Annotated in this window: 17 protein-coding genes and 1 pseudogene; 12 read left to right on the top strand and 6 right to left on the bottom strand. The window is 38.0% G+C overall.

Annotated features, from left to right (window positions below):
• Positions 1–64 precede the first annotated feature (64 nt).
• The 10 genes and pseudogenes from AC504W_RS29170 (at position 65) to AC504W_RS29125 (ending at position 5,615) form a co-directional block, all read left to right on the top strand.
• The gene (locus AC504W_RS29170) at positions 65–1,051 is read left to right on the top strand and encodes an IS1/IS1595 family N-terminal zinc-binding domain-containing protein (RefSeq protein ID WP_494874819.1); all 987 of its coding nucleotides are present in this window, start codon (positions 65–67) and stop codon (positions 1,049–1,051) included.
• A gap of 2 nt (positions 1,052–1,053) precedes the next feature.
• Positions 1,054–1,554 carry a GIY-YIG nuclease family protein gene (locus AC504W_RS29165; RefSeq protein WP_494874820.1) on the top strand — a complete coding sequence of 167 codons (501 nt, stop codon included), beginning with the start codon at positions 1,054–1,056 and terminating at the stop codon, positions 1,552–1,554.
• Between the two features lie 117 nt (positions 1,555–1,671).
• A complete protein-coding gene (locus tag AC504W_RS29160) occupies positions 1,672–1,905 on the top strand; it encodes a hypothetical protein (protein WP_494874821.1) in 234 nt (77 codons plus the stop codon).
• Positions 1,902–2,210: a GIY-YIG nuclease family protein gene (locus AC504W_RS29155; RefSeq protein WP_494874822.1), complete on the top strand. Its 309-nt coding sequence runs from the start codon at positions 1,902–1,904 to the stop codon at positions 2,208–2,210. Before AC504W_RS29160 ends, AC504W_RS29155 begins: the two co-directional genes overlap by 4 nt.
• 100 nt (positions 2,211–2,310) lie before the next feature.
• Positions 2,311–2,595: pseudogene (locus AC504W_RS29150) on the top strand (hypothetical protein); the annotation flags it as partial.
• 96 nt (positions 2,596–2,691) lie between these two features.
• Positions 2,692–3,255, top strand: a complete 564-nt coding sequence (locus tag AC504W_RS29145; RefSeq protein ID WP_494879930.1) for a hypothetical protein — start codon at positions 2,692–2,694, stop codon at positions 3,253–3,255.
• A gap of 41 nt (positions 3,256–3,296) precedes the next feature.
• Complete coding sequence (locus tag AC504W_RS29140) at positions 3,297–3,797, top strand: helix-turn-helix domain-containing protein (protein WP_494874842.1); 501 nt, start codon at positions 3,297–3,299, stop codon at positions 3,795–3,797.
• 8 nt (positions 3,798–3,805) lie between these two features.
• Positions 3,806–4,369: an IS630 family transposase gene (locus tag AC504W_RS29135; RefSeq protein WP_494879929.1), complete on the top strand. Its 564-nt coding sequence runs from the start codon at positions 3,806–3,808 to the stop codon at positions 4,367–4,369.
• A 72-nt stretch (positions 4,370–4,441) separates the two neighbouring features.
• Entirely contained in the window at positions 4,442–4,762 is a 321-nt protein-coding gene (locus AC504W_RS29130; RefSeq protein ID WP_494874826.1) for a hypothetical protein, read from the top strand.
• Positions 4,763–4,877: 115 nt separating this feature from the next.
• A complete protein-coding gene (locus tag AC504W_RS29125; RefSeq protein ID WP_494874827.1) occupies positions 4,878–5,615 on the top strand; it encodes a hypothetical protein in 738 nt (245 codons plus the stop codon).
• A gap of 205 nt (positions 5,616–5,820) precedes the next feature.
• Here the strand turns inward: AC504W_RS29125 and AC504W_RS29120 are convergent, their stop codons facing one another.
• From AC504W_RS29120 to AC504W_RS29110, 3 genes are all read right to left on the bottom strand, one after another.
• A complete protein-coding gene (locus AC504W_RS29120) occupies positions 5,821–6,042 on the bottom strand; it encodes a hypothetical protein (protein WP_494874828.1) in 222 nt (73 codons plus the stop codon).
• 49 nt (positions 6,043–6,091) lie between these two features.
• Complete coding sequence (locus tag AC504W_RS29115) at positions 6,092–6,334, bottom strand: hypothetical protein (protein WP_494874829.1); 243 nt, start codon at positions 6,332–6,334, stop codon at positions 6,092–6,094.
• 63 nt (positions 6,335–6,397) lie between these two features.
• Entirely contained in the window at positions 6,398–6,562 is a 165-nt protein-coding gene (locus AC504W_RS29110; protein ID WP_190971236.1) for a hypothetical protein, read from the bottom strand.
• Positions 6,563–6,958: 396 nt separating this feature from the next.
• Between AC504W_RS29110 and AC504W_RS29105 the strand changes: the two genes are divergently transcribed.
• Together AC504W_RS29105 and AC504W_RS29100 are read left to right on the top strand one after the other, a co-directional pair.
• A complete protein-coding gene (locus AC504W_RS29105) occupies positions 6,959–7,993 on the top strand; it encodes a protelomerase family protein (RefSeq protein ID WP_494879919.1) in 1,035 nt (344 codons plus the stop codon).
• An 83-nt stretch (positions 7,994–8,076) separates the two neighbouring features.
• Positions 8,077–9,036 (top strand): hypothetical protein, encoded by a 960-nt coding sequence (locus AC504W_RS29100; RefSeq protein WP_494874831.1) that lies wholly within the window; start codon positions 8,077–8,079, stop codon positions 9,034–9,036.
• Positions 9,037–9,531: 495 nt separating this feature from the next.
• On the opposite strand, the gene mgtA is transcribed toward AC504W_RS29100, so the two are convergent.
• The 3 genes from mgtA to pstB form a co-directional block, all read right to left on the bottom strand.
• Positions 9,532–12,249 (bottom strand): magnesium-translocating P-type ATPase, encoded by a 2,718-nt coding sequence (gene mgtA / locus AC504W_RS29095; protein ID WP_494874832.1) that lies wholly within the window; start codon positions 12,247–12,249, stop codon positions 9,532–9,534.
• A 228-nt stretch (positions 12,250–12,477) separates the two neighbouring features.
• Entirely contained in the window at positions 12,478–12,765 is a 288-nt protein-coding gene (locus AC504W_RS29090) for a DUF5132 domain-containing protein (protein WP_494874833.1), read from the bottom strand.
• A 224-nt stretch (positions 12,766–12,989) separates the two neighbouring features.
• A complete protein-coding gene (pstB, locus tag AC504W_RS29085) occupies positions 12,990–13,808 on the bottom strand; it encodes a phosphate ABC transporter ATP-binding protein PstB (RefSeq protein ID WP_494874834.1) in 819 nt (272 codons plus the stop codon).
• Between the last annotated feature and the right edge of the window lie 47 nt (positions 13,809–13,855).

Raw genomic sequence — 13,855 nt, 5'->3', positions numbered from 1 at the left:
CAGAAGTTTAGGGATTTACAGCATTGAGTCTGCCAAGAAACTGGCTGTAACTGATTGCCTTGTAGTGAAGTTCCGCAAGGATAGGCCAGTAAGAAAAGCTGATAAAGGTAGTCTGTACCGTCGTCAGCAGGATTTTATAAACTATCTACTCTCTCAGCCGATTAGGTGGCGAATTGTCGGGGAGCCAGGCGCAGGTAAAACTCCCACAGTCTTAGTTTTAATGTCACATCTACTAAAGCGTGGCTTCTTAAACGGCAACACTCCCAATGGTAAAAAACTGGAATTTACAGAGTTTGGTTTTTGTAATCCATTGGCAGGAATTAGCGTAAAAAACTCCAATGATTTAGACTTCTGCCTAAGTTGGCAAAGTGCCAGTAGAGGTTTTAAGGGCTTGGCTGATGAATACAACTTTCGCAAGTCTGCTACCAATTCACAGTATAAGGATTCTGTGGGCTACATCTGGGTTTGTGATGAGTTTGATAATGCTATTGAGACTGTTGGAAGTGATGGCGGTAAACAGTTTAAGCAAGTCCTCAAAGATGGCGGTCACATTAACATGGGTGTCATCATTATGGGTCAATCTGGGATGGTTGCTAGTACGAAAGGACTGACAATTGATGACCAAAAAATGCTGACCAACATTTACATTGACCCTGTAAGTATCAGAACATTTCTGACTCAATATGGTGAAAGGTTTTACTCAAAATCAACAGCAGAAAAAGCTTTGGCTACCTTAGAACAGATTGAATTAGAGATTGAGGAACAGAATGAAACTATCTGCGATACAGCCAGAGAATTTAGAGTGGCTATGGTAGTGGCTGACCGTTCACCAGTTTTCTACCAGTTACCCTACTTCGATACTATTGACATTGATTTAACTGCTTATCAAGAATCAAAAGTTCAAATAGCAAGGCTTAGGCAGAATCCTTTAATTGATACACCTACAACTTGCCCCCAATGCCAAAGCCAGAACATTAAGAAGAACGGTCGATCTGGGAGTAAACAGCGTTATTCATGTCGTGGCTGTGGTAAAAACTGGCTGGAGGCATAGGTATGGAATCTTCCTACTTTAGCAATGGATATCAGCCTAGAAATGATCATGAGTCAGGGTACATTTATTTAATGGAGGCAGAAGGTTATCACGGTTTAATCCCTGGTTTCTACCTGCGTCGTTGCAAAATTGGTTTATCTCGAAATCCTCAACTGAGACTAGAAAATTTTCACGCCAATCAGCCACCATGCAACATTAAAATTCTCACTACTGTTTACGTTCAAGACATGGCAGAAGTGGAGACACAATTGCACAATCAGTTTAAACATTGTCAGGTTAAAGGCTTAGTCAAAAGCCGCGAATGGTTTGACTTTAACCCTTTGCAAATGGCAATGGTAAGATATGCAATTGCTAAATATGACATTCATGTTTTCACTTTTGATGAACTGCCAGTTCAATTAATTCTGTTATGTCTATTAGGATTGTTGAGTGTAGGAATAATAACAGGAAGATTAACTGTTCAATCAGTGACACAATCACAAGAACAATTAAAAAGTAAGTAAAACCAACTTTGCTAATTATTAAAAATTTGAAGAAAAACCGCTTCAATTTCTTCAAGAAGTTATTTTTAGTAGCAATAAATATTCGGACATTACTAGAAATTAAATGGAGTTGTAAAGATGACTCAAAGTTTAAGCATAGAGGAAATTCAGATAATTCTTAGAGCCATAGAAATAATCCTAAGAATGTTGCAAGCTAGGCAGGAATATACAGATATAGAAGCCACTGAAGAATTTACCATTTCCAACGATTTTAATTTGTTGGATGTAATTAATTCATTAGGTGAAGTTCAAGAGGGCATTGAAAACTTTAAATCTGCACAATCTCAAAGCATAGAAAGTAACGGAGCATGAAACAGCCTTGCTGCTATCTACTGAAACTATCCGCACCTTTAGGTACAGAAAAACATTCGGCTAGATATTATCTTGGTTCTTGCACTAATCTGAATAAACGTCTAAAACAGCATAAACAAGGGACAGCCGCAGCTTTTACCCGTGCTGCCAGGGATAGAGGAATATTTTTTGAAGTTGTCCGAGTCTGGGCAACAGAGACTTTAAAAGAAGCTCGACAGCTAGAAAGAAAGCTGAAAAAGCAGAAAAATCATGCAAGATTATTGCATTCAAAAAAGTTTCTACCAACACCTGAAATTAATATGTGAGCTACTACGCTTTTGTACTTAATTTTTCTGTACAAATTTCGCTTAACCAATTGCGTTTTAGTTCATTTTTCACTAGCTTGTCTCAGCAAATAATAGCTTGATGGAACTTTTAATATGCCTATATTCACCTCGTATTACGCAGGTCGAAATTAAGGGAGAAGCTTTTTCTATTTCGCTGAACCCTCCCCCCAATTGGAAAGGTAAGCACTTACCCCTATTCGCTCCAACTTCTGAATTGTTACGTTGGTGGAAATCTTCAGCCAAAGATATCGCCGCGCAGTCAGAATATAAGAGGGAGTTCAGAAAAATTTTGGATTCTCGGCAACAGTTGATCCAGTTGTGGGTAAACAAACAGCAGTCTAATCCACAAGATATGACGCTGTGCTGTTTTGAAAAGAGTAGCGATTTCTGCCATCGGCATCTGGTTGGAGAGGAGGTATTACAAAAGCACTTGCCCCAGCTATGGGGTGGAGAAGTTGAAATGTCTTCAACACCACAACTCAACTTTATACAAGGTGAAACAATCAACCACTCTGCGATATATTCGCCCCTGGTGTTGTCGCTGATTGAAAAATGTCATTCGTCGGGTTATCCGGTGCAGTGCGTAGACGCTTTGCGGCTTGTCGTTAGACATCGCACCCCTTGTGGATATTATCGTGTATCTCTGCATGGTGAGGATTTAGGCGAATGGTCAGAATTAGGAGTTTTAAGTGTTCTGTCTTCTTTGCAGCATGAGTTTTATCGGCAACGTCTTGTACCGTCATTGGCCAATGCTACGGCGATCGCTAAAGTTACAGAAAATCAGGAGTTTGTAACAGCTAAATCCGAATCTCCCAATTTGATTACGAGGCTTGGGAAACTGGAGGGGCAAGAGTTAGCCCAGATTCAGGATTGGTGTAAGTGGATTGAAAATCAGATGTTTCCGTCTGTTTCAAAATACGCTGATGGTCGTTTGGAGTTGCATCTGCGGCGGTTCGTTAGTCTTACTAGTGCGAAGTCGGGAAACAAGGCTGATACTAAGTTGCAGCCAGATGTAGTAGGGTAAAAAAGATATGGAGAGAAAAAAGTAAAGCTTTACGGGTAGATATGGCTCAAGTGACGCAAGCGTTTCCTCATCTAGATTTAGAAACGGTAAAGCAGAAAGTAAAAACGGCATTATCTTATTGGGAAAGACAAAAATGGTCAGTGATATATAATGCGCTGGCAGACCCAAGAACAGCAGCCGAGATAGCTTTACACGTTGGAGTATCTAAAGGATTTGTGAGAAAAGTAATACAGCAATACAATCGGCAAGGAGAAGCAGGAATATCAACACCAGGGAAAGGAGGAAGACGTAATTGTTATTTAAGTTGGGAACAAGAAAAGCAACTGATAGATTCGTTTAAAGAAAAAGCCCGTCGTGGTCAGGTAGCAACCGCATTACAAATAAAGCTGGCTTACGAAAAAGAATGTGGTTTTGCAGTGCATAAGACCACAATTTATCGACTATTAGAACGGCATCAATGGCGCAAAATTGTCCCTAGACCAACTCATCCCAAAAAAGATCCAAACGCTGTTGATGAATTTAAAAAAACTTTCCACAGTTAGTAGAAGAAATTAATCAAACAAGAAATCCATCCGATACTAGACCTGTAGTATTGATGGCAGGAGATGAAGGCAGATTTGGTCGGATTGGTGAGGTTCGGGCTTGTTGGTGTCCACAAGGAATACGCCCAACTGTACCAAAACAGCAGGTCAGACAATACATTTATGCTTACGCCGCAGTTGCACCTGAATTAGGGAAAATGACCTGCTTAACTCTGCCTTATGCTAATACTAAAATGATGAATTTATTGTTGTCACAGATCTCTCAGGAATTTGCTGATTATTTTGTAATTTTACAATTGGATAAAGCATCTTGGCACCGCTCTAATGCTTTAAAAGTTCCGGAAAATATTCGGTTAATTTTTCAACCCGCTCATAGCCCAGAATTAATGCCTGTTGAACACATCTGGGAAGATATTCGAGAAAAACATTTTTATAATCAGGTCTTTCCTACTTTAGATCAAGTTGAGGACGTTCTGTGCCAGGGCTTAGTTGAGCTTTGTTCTGATAGCGCTCGCCTGCGTTCTTTAACTTTCTTTCCTCATCTTAGAATACTATCTCTGAACGCAACTTAGTATGAGGTTAAGTTAATCGAACCTGGGTTGTATCCTGGTTCGTTTGTTATTGAGGAATTAGGAGAGAAATTGTTGCCGAATTTTCATCAAGCACTAGTTTTGTTTTACCCAGCCGGGACGCAAATTAAGATACACCGTGACTCTCCAGCTTACGCTTCGGGGGCAGCACAGATAAACGTGATGGGTCGAGCGCGATTTTTTATTTCTGGTTGTCAGAATGTGCGGCTCCTAGAGTCATACTGGCTTGAGGAAGGAGATTGCATCAGCTTCGACAACAAGCAGCCGCATGGCATTGAACGAGTGCAAAGCGCGAGATGGTGTATTTGCTTCTTCAAACTCAAACCAGAGTACCTGGAAACTTCAACAGTTAAACAGATGAGTCTAGTTTCTTAGCAAGTGCCTTAAGAAAACTAGTTATAGAGTTAATTACTGGTTTCGGGTGATATCATAACTGGTTATTGACTTGAGAAACTAGTTCTTTTAATGTAGAACTAGGAGAAAGTCAAATATGAGTTACGTCACCAAACCAGTACCATTAATAGAAATGCAAAAAGAAAAACTTGTTAGCATTAAAGCTTATGAATCAGATTTAGAAAAACTCCAAGAATTACAAAAACTTTGGTCGATGCGTACTCAACAAGAAGCAGTAAGCAAATTAGTCATGTCTGGAGAAGAAGTTATTAACTTACAGCGCAATTTGTTAGAAGCACAGAACAGAATTAGTCAGTTAGAACAACAATTACAGCAGAGACAGGCAATGCCACAAACAGAAGGAAAAGAACTAGTTGAGTCACAACCTAATCAATTAGTTGCGAGAGTAGAACATCTGGAAAATTTAGTAACAGCACTGTTAAAAAAATTGGAAGATGGTCAGTTCCCATTAACAACCCAAGGTATAACCAAATCACAGCCACCACAACCTAAAGAAGAAGAGAAGGACTGGCAAAGTGTACCCAGTGAAGAATTACGCAAGATGAAAGCTAGGCCAGCAGTGGAGGAAAAACTCAAGAGAGTTTTTCAGGCGATCGCTAATTACAACGATAATGTAGCATCTAGTAATGATGAGAGATGGTATATCGGAAATGTAACATTAAGAGAGTTATCAGGAGCCAATGGCCAAGTTATAGCTGATTGGATTAATCGTCATCAAACTTTAGTCAGCGATCACAATAATAAATATAGTTTAGGACAATATCATAATAAGCGGCACAAGGGTAAATTAATTAGTGATGTTATTAGTTGGTAATATTCATTAATCAAAAATAATTTTTAGATTAACTGTATTGTTAAGAGAAAATTACATAAATATAAATTAAAAAATATTTTAAGTTTGGTTTTATCGACAGTTCAACAAATTTTTTAAACTCTGAATACTTTAATAATTAATAGTAAACAGTTCTAAATTAAATAATTATAATTTAGAACTGCTATAAGTATTTTGAAAATCTCGGTTACAAATTATTACTTTGCAAGTGGTTGACAAATCTTTCAGCTAATTCTCGGTAAATATCATGAACAGAGACATCAACTTGTCTCGTAAAACATTTTCCAAATCTTTCTTTAGTAAAATTTTCAAGTTCATCCATTAAATCACCTTCATCATCGAATATTGTAGCTGATTCAAATAGTTGGATGAGTTCAGAATTAGATAGTTCTTCTAACTTACGTAGCATATCTAACCTACATTGATAATCTTAAATTTGTTTAACTCTGCCGAATTACTTAAATTTTGCCTATTTGTTTTTGACGGTAAACTTCAAAAGCATACAAGATTTCTTCATGAGTCATTTCTGCCAGTTTTTTAAGCTTTACTGATGCTTGAATTGCATCAAAGCCTCCTGTACGTAATGCCAATGCCAACTCACAAAGCACTTCGCAAATTTCTGGAGGAAGTTGAGCTAGATGTTGAAGATTAGGGCAATAAATTAGTAAAGAAAAAAGTTTTTGTTGAGATGAATTCAGCATAGATATATGGAATTTTTTTCATTACTTAGGAGATTAGGGAGGGTTCAGCCTCCCCTTGTAAAATTAGAAAGCTGTGTTACCTGTTTCGGTAACTTTGTTTAAATAGCCTTGCCAGTAGTCACCTGAGTAGCTTTGAGGAGGTAAGCCAATAGCAGCATCAAATTCACCGTCGAAGTAGCTATTAGATTTAGTGTGAACTTGGTTTTTAGGAATAAGTAGAACTAGCATACAGATATCCTTTTTATGTAGGGCAAGTAAAATCCCCCTTTGGCTAACTAGTTCTATAATAAAAGAACTAGTTAAATTAATCAATAACCAGTATTATCAAAATAGCTTATATGACTAGTTATACATTTTTAGAACTAGTTATTTATAATAGGCTGTACTAGAAAAGAGCAATTAGAGCAGGTGTAACCATTAATGCCTTGTTAGAGAAATCCTCACACTGCCTCACCATGAATAATTGCATCGTTATACTAAAGGATTTAGAAAAACTAATAAGATACTTTGTATAGGGATAGCTAGTGTAATAATCCAGGTTTTAGGTAATTTATCTATATATAAACCCTTGTGTACAGTCCTTGGTTACTTTAATATGGAAATATTAGTAAGTAAGGAATTGGTATGAGCAGGGAATTGAAGACACAGAATGAGATAGAAAATAGCTTTGTGGATGAGCGCGTAAGTTATCTAATGCCAAAGTTTGAAGCTTTAGCACCCTACCGCAAACAAACAGAACGTAAAAATGGTGTAGGTAAGATACCTGGATGGAAAAAGTTAGCAACTGAAGAAATTAGATTATTGAAAGTCACATATCCAGATGAAAAGCCAGAGGCATTAAAAACCTATGGTACTTGTCTCAGACAAATTACAGCACTTAAAAAAGCACTTAAAAATTCAATCAAAACTTCTATAAAAGATGAAGCTTTACATAGTGCAGTAAATACGATAATTACTAATTTTGGTCGAGCCTTGTCAGAGCATTTTGCACCTTATAAAGCTGCCCAATCAGAACAGTATAGAGAAAAAGTAACCGAGCGTAGACAGCCAGAAAACCGGATAGAAATTGATTTAACTAACTCTCTCAAATTTGCTCATACTGTACTAACTGACATCAAAAATGGTAATGATGCTAATTGGATGGATGTGAGTTGTTCTATTGCTTTGGCCACTGGTCGTCGTATGGGCGAAGTTCATTTGTCAGCCAGTTTTGAAAGAATTAATGATTATACAGTAGCTTTTAAAGGACAATTAAAAGGTAAATCTAGACGTGTAAAAATAGGTGAAAAGGCTTTACCAATTAAAGAAGTAGTATTTGAAATACCCACATTAATTAATTCTAATTTAGTATGTCATGCTCTGGACTGGCTTGATAAAAAAGGTAAACGATTTCCAAAAGATGAAGACCCGGAACGGGTAAACAGACGTTTTTCAAAAACACTTAATCAACATTGTAAAGAATTTGATATTTTTCCAGAAGATGAGCGTACATATCACAAATTTAGAGCCGCTTATTTTAGAGCTTGTGTAGTTAATGCTGGCATTGATTCTTATGATTTTATCGACTACGCAGAACGAATTTTAATTGACCGAGATGAAACCACAATCAACAGTTACAAGCGTTATGAAATCAAGCCTAGAAGCCTCACCAAAATTTGATAAATCCCTATACTAAACCTCTTGACAATTTATTACAAGAGGTTTAGTATAGGGATTGTGGCGAGTTTAATCACACATCTATTATGAGTGAGATTGAAAAATTAGAAAGAGAAAGTAATGAGGTTTGGGCATCTAGGCTAGGTAGCATTGCCGCGAACCAGTTAAAAGGTGTCAAGGATGAGCAAGCTATTAGAGAAATAACACTCAAATACTGGGAGCCAATCAGAACAGCCATCAGCAGTGATAACAGCCTGAAAAGACCTAGAACAGCGTTTGCAAAAGCCATTACTGAAAAATTTCCTAATTCTCAAAAGCGAAAGCCAGGGTATTACCACACTAAGCCACGCGGTAAAGCTCCTCACTGGGAGCATTTAGCTCTATGGTATGCCACCAGCAACCGCGATCGCTGGGATGTTATCGGGGATGAAGCAAGAGATGCCTATAAAGCTGGTTTTGAGCAACCAGCACAGACAGAACAGACCCAACAGACAGAGCAAACTACTTTACAACCAGAAGCTACAGCTACAGTACCCTCATTAGAAACTATGAATATTGCACAGTTGGAGTTAGACGCAGATACCCAGAAAGTAGTGGAAGATGCGATCGCTTACTCTGGTATGTCACTGGCTGAATTTGTCAGAAAAGCTTGCCAAGTTTATGCTAAGACCGTAACGGGGAAAGTCAAGTTAGCTGATGAAGACTTAAGCTCAGTGCTTACCGCAGAACTGATGAGCGAAAAATACAAAACCCATCCTGGTAGGGCTGATGAGCTTACACGCCGCGCTATCTATGCCTTAGAAGTTCATAACAATAACTGCACTGAAAGAAATCAGAAATGGCATATTAACCAAACTGCAATACAAACACTCACAGGCAGTAAGCCAGCGACCATCAAGAAAATTTTGGAGAATTACCAAACTCGATTAGATGACCACAACGCCAAGCATGAGTTAAACCCATACGACAATCGCAAGTCAGGAATAAAAATTGATCAGGCTATAAATTTAGTCGAGTTTGTACCTGATGGGTTAAGCGTGTTATAGCGTTGTCAGCGTCAACTATCCTGCCTTTTCAAAATTCGTGAAAAGTCTTGCTAAGTATGGGTGTACAAAAGGTGAAAGAAAATGAGTATGATTGCTCTTACTGTCATCTGTTGACAATTATCAATGTACTGAGATGCCATAGCTTAGGCTTTTTATCAATCCTTCGGCTTGATTATCATTATTATGCAGCTACAATTTGAGTAGGTGATTGCCCAAAAATAGAGCGATCGCTTGGACAATAAAATATTTGATTTTTGTTCAGATATCTACTAAAACAAAAGTTTTGAACCATATTTTGAATTGAAAGTTTAAGTTAGAGCAATTTTTTGTGCAAGTTTTGTTCAATTATATTTTTTCAACTCATTTTCTAGTTATGCTTCAGAATTTCAACTTTTGCAAACATCAAGCTTCCTTGGTCGGCAATGTGAAGAAATATTTCGTCAACAGCATCCATTCCTACTCACACCCCGTCTTAGGAAGGAGTTCAGCATCCACTTAGTTATAACCATATTTTTTGACAAACCAGGTTTTAACTAGCTGTGTCAAAACACAATAACTCGATAGAATCAACGCTAACCAGAAAAAATAGCTGACAGGTAAAGGCACAAATCCTAAACCTGATGCAATCGGAGAGAAGGGAATATAAATACCGAACGCCATAATTGTCAGAGTCACCAGTAACATAGGCAACGCTGCTGTACTTTGAATTAGGGGAATTTTCGCAGTCCGGATAATGTGGACAATGAGGGTTTGGGTTAATAAACTTTCGACAAACCAACCTGTTTGAAATAGTGCTTGTTTTTCTACCGAGTTAGCACCAAAGACAAACCACATTAAAGCAAATGTCGCATAGTCAAAAATCGAACTCATGGGGCCGATGTAGAGCATAAACTTCTGGATATCATTAATCTGCCATTTACGTGGTTTAGTTAAGTATTCTGGATCTACATGATCGAAGGGAATGCCAGTTTGAGAAAAATCGTAGAGCAAATTATTTAACAATATTTGCACTGGACTCATCGGCAAAAATGGCAGCAAGGCACTTGCTCCCAACATACTGAACATATTGCCAAAGTTGGAACTTGTACCCATTTTGATATATTTGACGATATTACCGAATGTCTTACGGCCTTCATTCACACCTGCTTCCAGTACCAACAAGCTTTTTTCTAACAGGATAATATCTGCTGACTCTTTGGCAATATCTACGGCTGTGTCCACAGAGATACCAACATCAGCTTCTCGTAAAGCGGCTGCATCATTAATTCCATCCCCCAGAAAGCCGACTATGTGATTTTTTCGGCGTAAAACTTGAATGATTCTGGCTTTTTGCAGGGGAGATAGTTTAGCAAAAATAGTTGTTGTGACTGCTATTTCTGCTAATTCCTCATCAGACAATTTCTCAACTTCGCCACCCAAGAGTGTGTGGTGAACATATAAACCCACATCTTTACAAGTTTTGCGAGTAATAATTTCATTGTCACCTGTTAAGATTTTTATTTGGATGCCATTGTGATTCAGGGCGCTAATTGCTTGGGCTGCTGATTCTTTGGGGGGGTCGAGAAAAGCAATGAATCCTAGTAGAATCAGATTACACTCATCGATAACTGAGTATGTGAGTTGGTCGGGTGGTAGTTCTTTATAAGCGACAGCAATCACCCGTAAGCCATCTTCGTTTAATTCCTTGTCTAATTGTAGCGTTTGGGTGTGTACTGATTCGTCCATCGGTAAAATCTGCTCATTACCTTGGACTTGGGTGCAAACTTGTAGAATTTCTTCGACTGCGCCTTTACAAATTAATATATGCTTGTGATGGGTTTCTTCTACTACTACCGACATCCGACGGCGGATAAAATCAAAAGGAATTTCATCAATTTTGCGGAAATTTTTTTCCACTTTCAACGATTCGTGTAACTCGATGTGTTCGAGTACCGCCACATCTAGTAAGTTTTTTAACCCTGTTTGATAGAAGCTATTGAGGTAGGCATACTCTAGAACTTCGTCATTTTCTTCACCATAAACATCCAGGTGCATTTCCAAAATAATTTTATCTTGGGTGAGAGTACCTGTTTTATCGGTGCAGAGAATATCCATTGCGCCAAGGCTTTGGATGGAGTCGATATTTTTGACGATCACTTTTTTCTCAGACATAGCGATCGCGCCTCTGCCCAGATTGGCTGTGACAATCATCGGTAGCATCTCTGGTGCTAACCCCACAGAAACTGATAGGGCAAAAAAGAAAGCCTCTGTCCAATTACCTTTAATCAAGCCATTGATGAGAAATACTAAAGGTGCAATGACCAGCATAAACCGCAGTAGCAAGAAGCTAATGCCATTTACTCCTTTGTCAAAACTAGAGAGTGTTTTTTGACCGACAACAGTTTGAGCTAATGCACCCAAGTAAGTATTGCTACCAGTTTGCACTACTACTGCTGTACCTGTACCGCTAACAATGTTAGTACCCATGAAACAAATGTTCACTAATTCCAGTGGGTTTTCGCTTTGGGTTTGACCTGCGGGTAAAGTTGGATGTTTTTCAACGGGAAGGGATTCTCCTGTGAGCGCACCCTGACTGATAAATAAATCTTTGGCAGCAATTAATCTCACATCTGCGGGGATCATATCCCCGGCTGAGAGGTAAATAATATCTCCTGGTACTAAGAACTTGATGGGAATTTCTTTTCTTTCTACTGTATGGGGATGGAGAGTAATACCATATTCTCGTAATATTTCTGGTGGGATGTCTTGACGCTGATCTTTGCGGCTAACAGTTGTAGTTGTTCTCACCATTTCTTGGAGTTTTTCGGCTGCTAAACTAGAACGAAACTCTTGAGAAAAGCGCAGTAAGACGCTAAAAATAACCATGATGATAATAATCACTGCGGCTTTGATATCACCTGTCACCAAGGAGATGATTGCCAAAGATATCAACAGAATAACTAAAGGATTTTGAAAAGTTTTAAATAGCTGGATATACCATTTTGGTGGTTTCTCGCGGGCAATTTCATTTAATCCATATTTTTCTAAATTAATTTCGGATTCAATCTCACTCAAACCTTCAAGAGAAGTATTGAGCGATCGCAGCAATGTTGCTAAATCAATCGTCGAGATATCAAGGAGTTTTGCTGATAATTTTATAGAAATATCAGATTCTACTTTTGGCTTTTTGCTTGTATGGGATAGCCGTCTCAGAAATCTTTGAACAAGACTCATAATAAATTGCTAGTGCAAATATTTTTTGAATATATAAAGACTTACCATGATGCGTCTATACAAAAATCTTTAGCATAATTTGGCATCATACTTTAAAAAATTTGTAATATTAAAAAAGATGGAAATTATTCCACCTTTCACAACAAGCTTCACTGTATTGCACCTAATAAACTGCAAAATTCAACCATTAAATTTGATTTCTTTGGGCTTTGGGTTTGTTAGTGAAATCTAACCAGCAGATGGTTCAATTTTCTCCATTTGAGCTTCAGCTTTTTGTTCAGCAAGTTCAGCCTTGGCTTCAGCCATGATATCTTCAAAAGTTTCACCAACTTCGGCAATTACTCCTCTACCCTTTTCATAAAGGAGAATTCCGCCTTTAATGGCTGTTTTAGCTATTGGTTTACCAACACCTGCTACTACTGGAACTATGACTGGAAGAAGTACTATCGCTGCAATCCCTGGAACGCCAAGGTCTTCGACTAAATTTTCAACATCCGGTATAATTTTAGGTGACATAACATTATTTTTCTCTTAATGTTTACACTTATATATTATCAAAATGCAATAGATTTATCATCAAGAAAAATATTTTTTTAAAAACTCTTATTCTATCAATTGATTTTCTGATTTACTTGTATTTGAATACTGGATTTTTAACAGAAAAACTCAAGCAATAATACTCTAAAAATCAGAACAATTCACAATAAATCAATATTGAGCATCAAATAATATTTACTCTTTCAACCAAAGTGACCATTGACATATTGCCGGGTAATATCTTGTTTTGGTTGGGTAAAAATCACATGAGTGTGATCATATTCTACTAGTTCGCCAGTACGGCTTCCTTCTGTCATTTCAGTGTTGAAAAATGCAGTCATATTAGAGATTCGTGAAGCTTGTTGCATATTATGAGTCACAATCACAATGGTGTGATGTTGCTTGAGTTGTTGTACCAGTTCTTCAATCTGTTTGGTTGATATTGGATCGAGGGCGGCGCAAGGTTCATCCATCAAAATTATCTCTGGTTGTACAGCTAACATTCGGGCGATACATAACCGTTGTTGCTGTCCACCAGAAAGAGAGAAGGCGCTTTCTTTGAGTTTATGCTTCACCTCATCCCAAAGAATCGCACGACGTAATGATAACTCAACAATCTCATCTAAATCTCCCCGATATCGTTGAATGCGGGGGCCAAAAGCAACATTATTGTAGATAGATTTGGGAAAGGGATTTGGCTTTTGAAAGACCATCCCAATATTGCGACGTAAGACTACTGCATCTTCTAAAGGATGATAGACATTGCGCCCTTTAAAAAGAATTTGTCCTTGTAAGTGAGTTTGGGGAATGAGATCATTCAAACGATTAAAACATCTGAGTAAGGTGCTTTTCCCACAACCGGAAGGGCCAATAAAAGTTGTAATTAGGTTTTTATAGATAGGCAGGTAAACATTACGTAAAGCTAAAAATTTCTCATAATAAAACCCTTCTATTTGTGCGTGTAAAATAACTTCGCTATCTGCTGTGGAGGCATTTACAGATGGCAAAGAAGAAGCTGCCATAAATATTATTGTTGGCTCTTGGAGGAACTTGTCTTCTGTGAGAATTG

It is taken from the genome of Nostoc sp. C96, assembly GCF_059384975.1.
Note: the sequence above shows the minus strand (reverse complement) of the source record. Positions and strands in the feature narration are given on the sequence as shown.

Coding starts and splice junctions, on each gene's coding strand:
- mgtA (WP_494874832.1), bottom strand. CDS start 12,249: ATGAGTCTTGTTCAAAGATTTCTGAGACGGCTATCCCATACAAGCAAA.
- AC504W_RS29120 (WP_494874828.1), bottom strand. CDS start 6,042: ATGCTACGTAAGTTAGAAGAACTATCTAATTCTGAACTCATCCAACTA.
- AC504W_RS29110 (WP_190971236.1), bottom strand. CDS start 6,562: ATGCTAGTTCTACTTATTCCTAAAAACCAAGTTCACACTAAATCTAAT.
- AC504W_RS29125 (WP_494874827.1), top strand. CDS start 4,878: ATGAGTTACGTCACCAAACCAGTACCATTAATAGAAATGCAAAAAGAA.
- pstB (WP_494874834.1), bottom strand. CDS start 13,808: ATGGCAGCTTCTTCTTTGCCATCTGTAAATGCCTCCACAGCAGATAGC.
- AC504W_RS29090 (WP_494874833.1), bottom strand. CDS start 12,765: ATGTCACCTAAAATTATACCGGATGTTGAAAATTTAGTCGAAGACCTT.
- AC504W_RS29160 (WP_494874821.1), top strand. CDS start 1,672: ATGACTCAAAGTTTAAGCATAGAGGAAATTCAGATAATTCTTAGAGCC.
- AC504W_RS29115 (WP_494874829.1), bottom strand. CDS start 6,334: ATGCTGAATTCATCTCAACAAAAACTTTTTTCTTTACTAATTTATTGC.
- AC504W_RS29105 (WP_494879919.1), top strand. CDS start 6,959: ATGAGCAGGGAATTGAAGACACAGAATGAGATAGAAAATAGCTTTGTG.
- AC504W_RS29165 (WP_494874820.1), top strand. CDS start 1,054: ATGGAATCTTCCTACTTTAGCAATGGATATCAGCCTAGAAATGATCAT.
- AC504W_RS29155 (WP_494874822.1), top strand. CDS start 1,902: ATGAAACAGCCTTGCTGCTATCTACTGAAACTATCCGCACCTTTAGGT.
- AC504W_RS29140 (WP_494874842.1), top strand. CDS start 3,297: ATGGCTCAAGTGACGCAAGCGTTTCCTCATCTAGATTTAGAAACGGTA.
- AC504W_RS29145 (WP_494879930.1), top strand. CDS start 2,692: ATGTCTTCAACACCACAACTCAACTTTATACAAGGTGAAACAATCAAC.
- AC504W_RS29100 (WP_494874831.1), top strand. CDS start 8,077: ATGAGTGAGATTGAAAAATTAGAAAGAGAAAGTAATGAGGTTTGGGCA.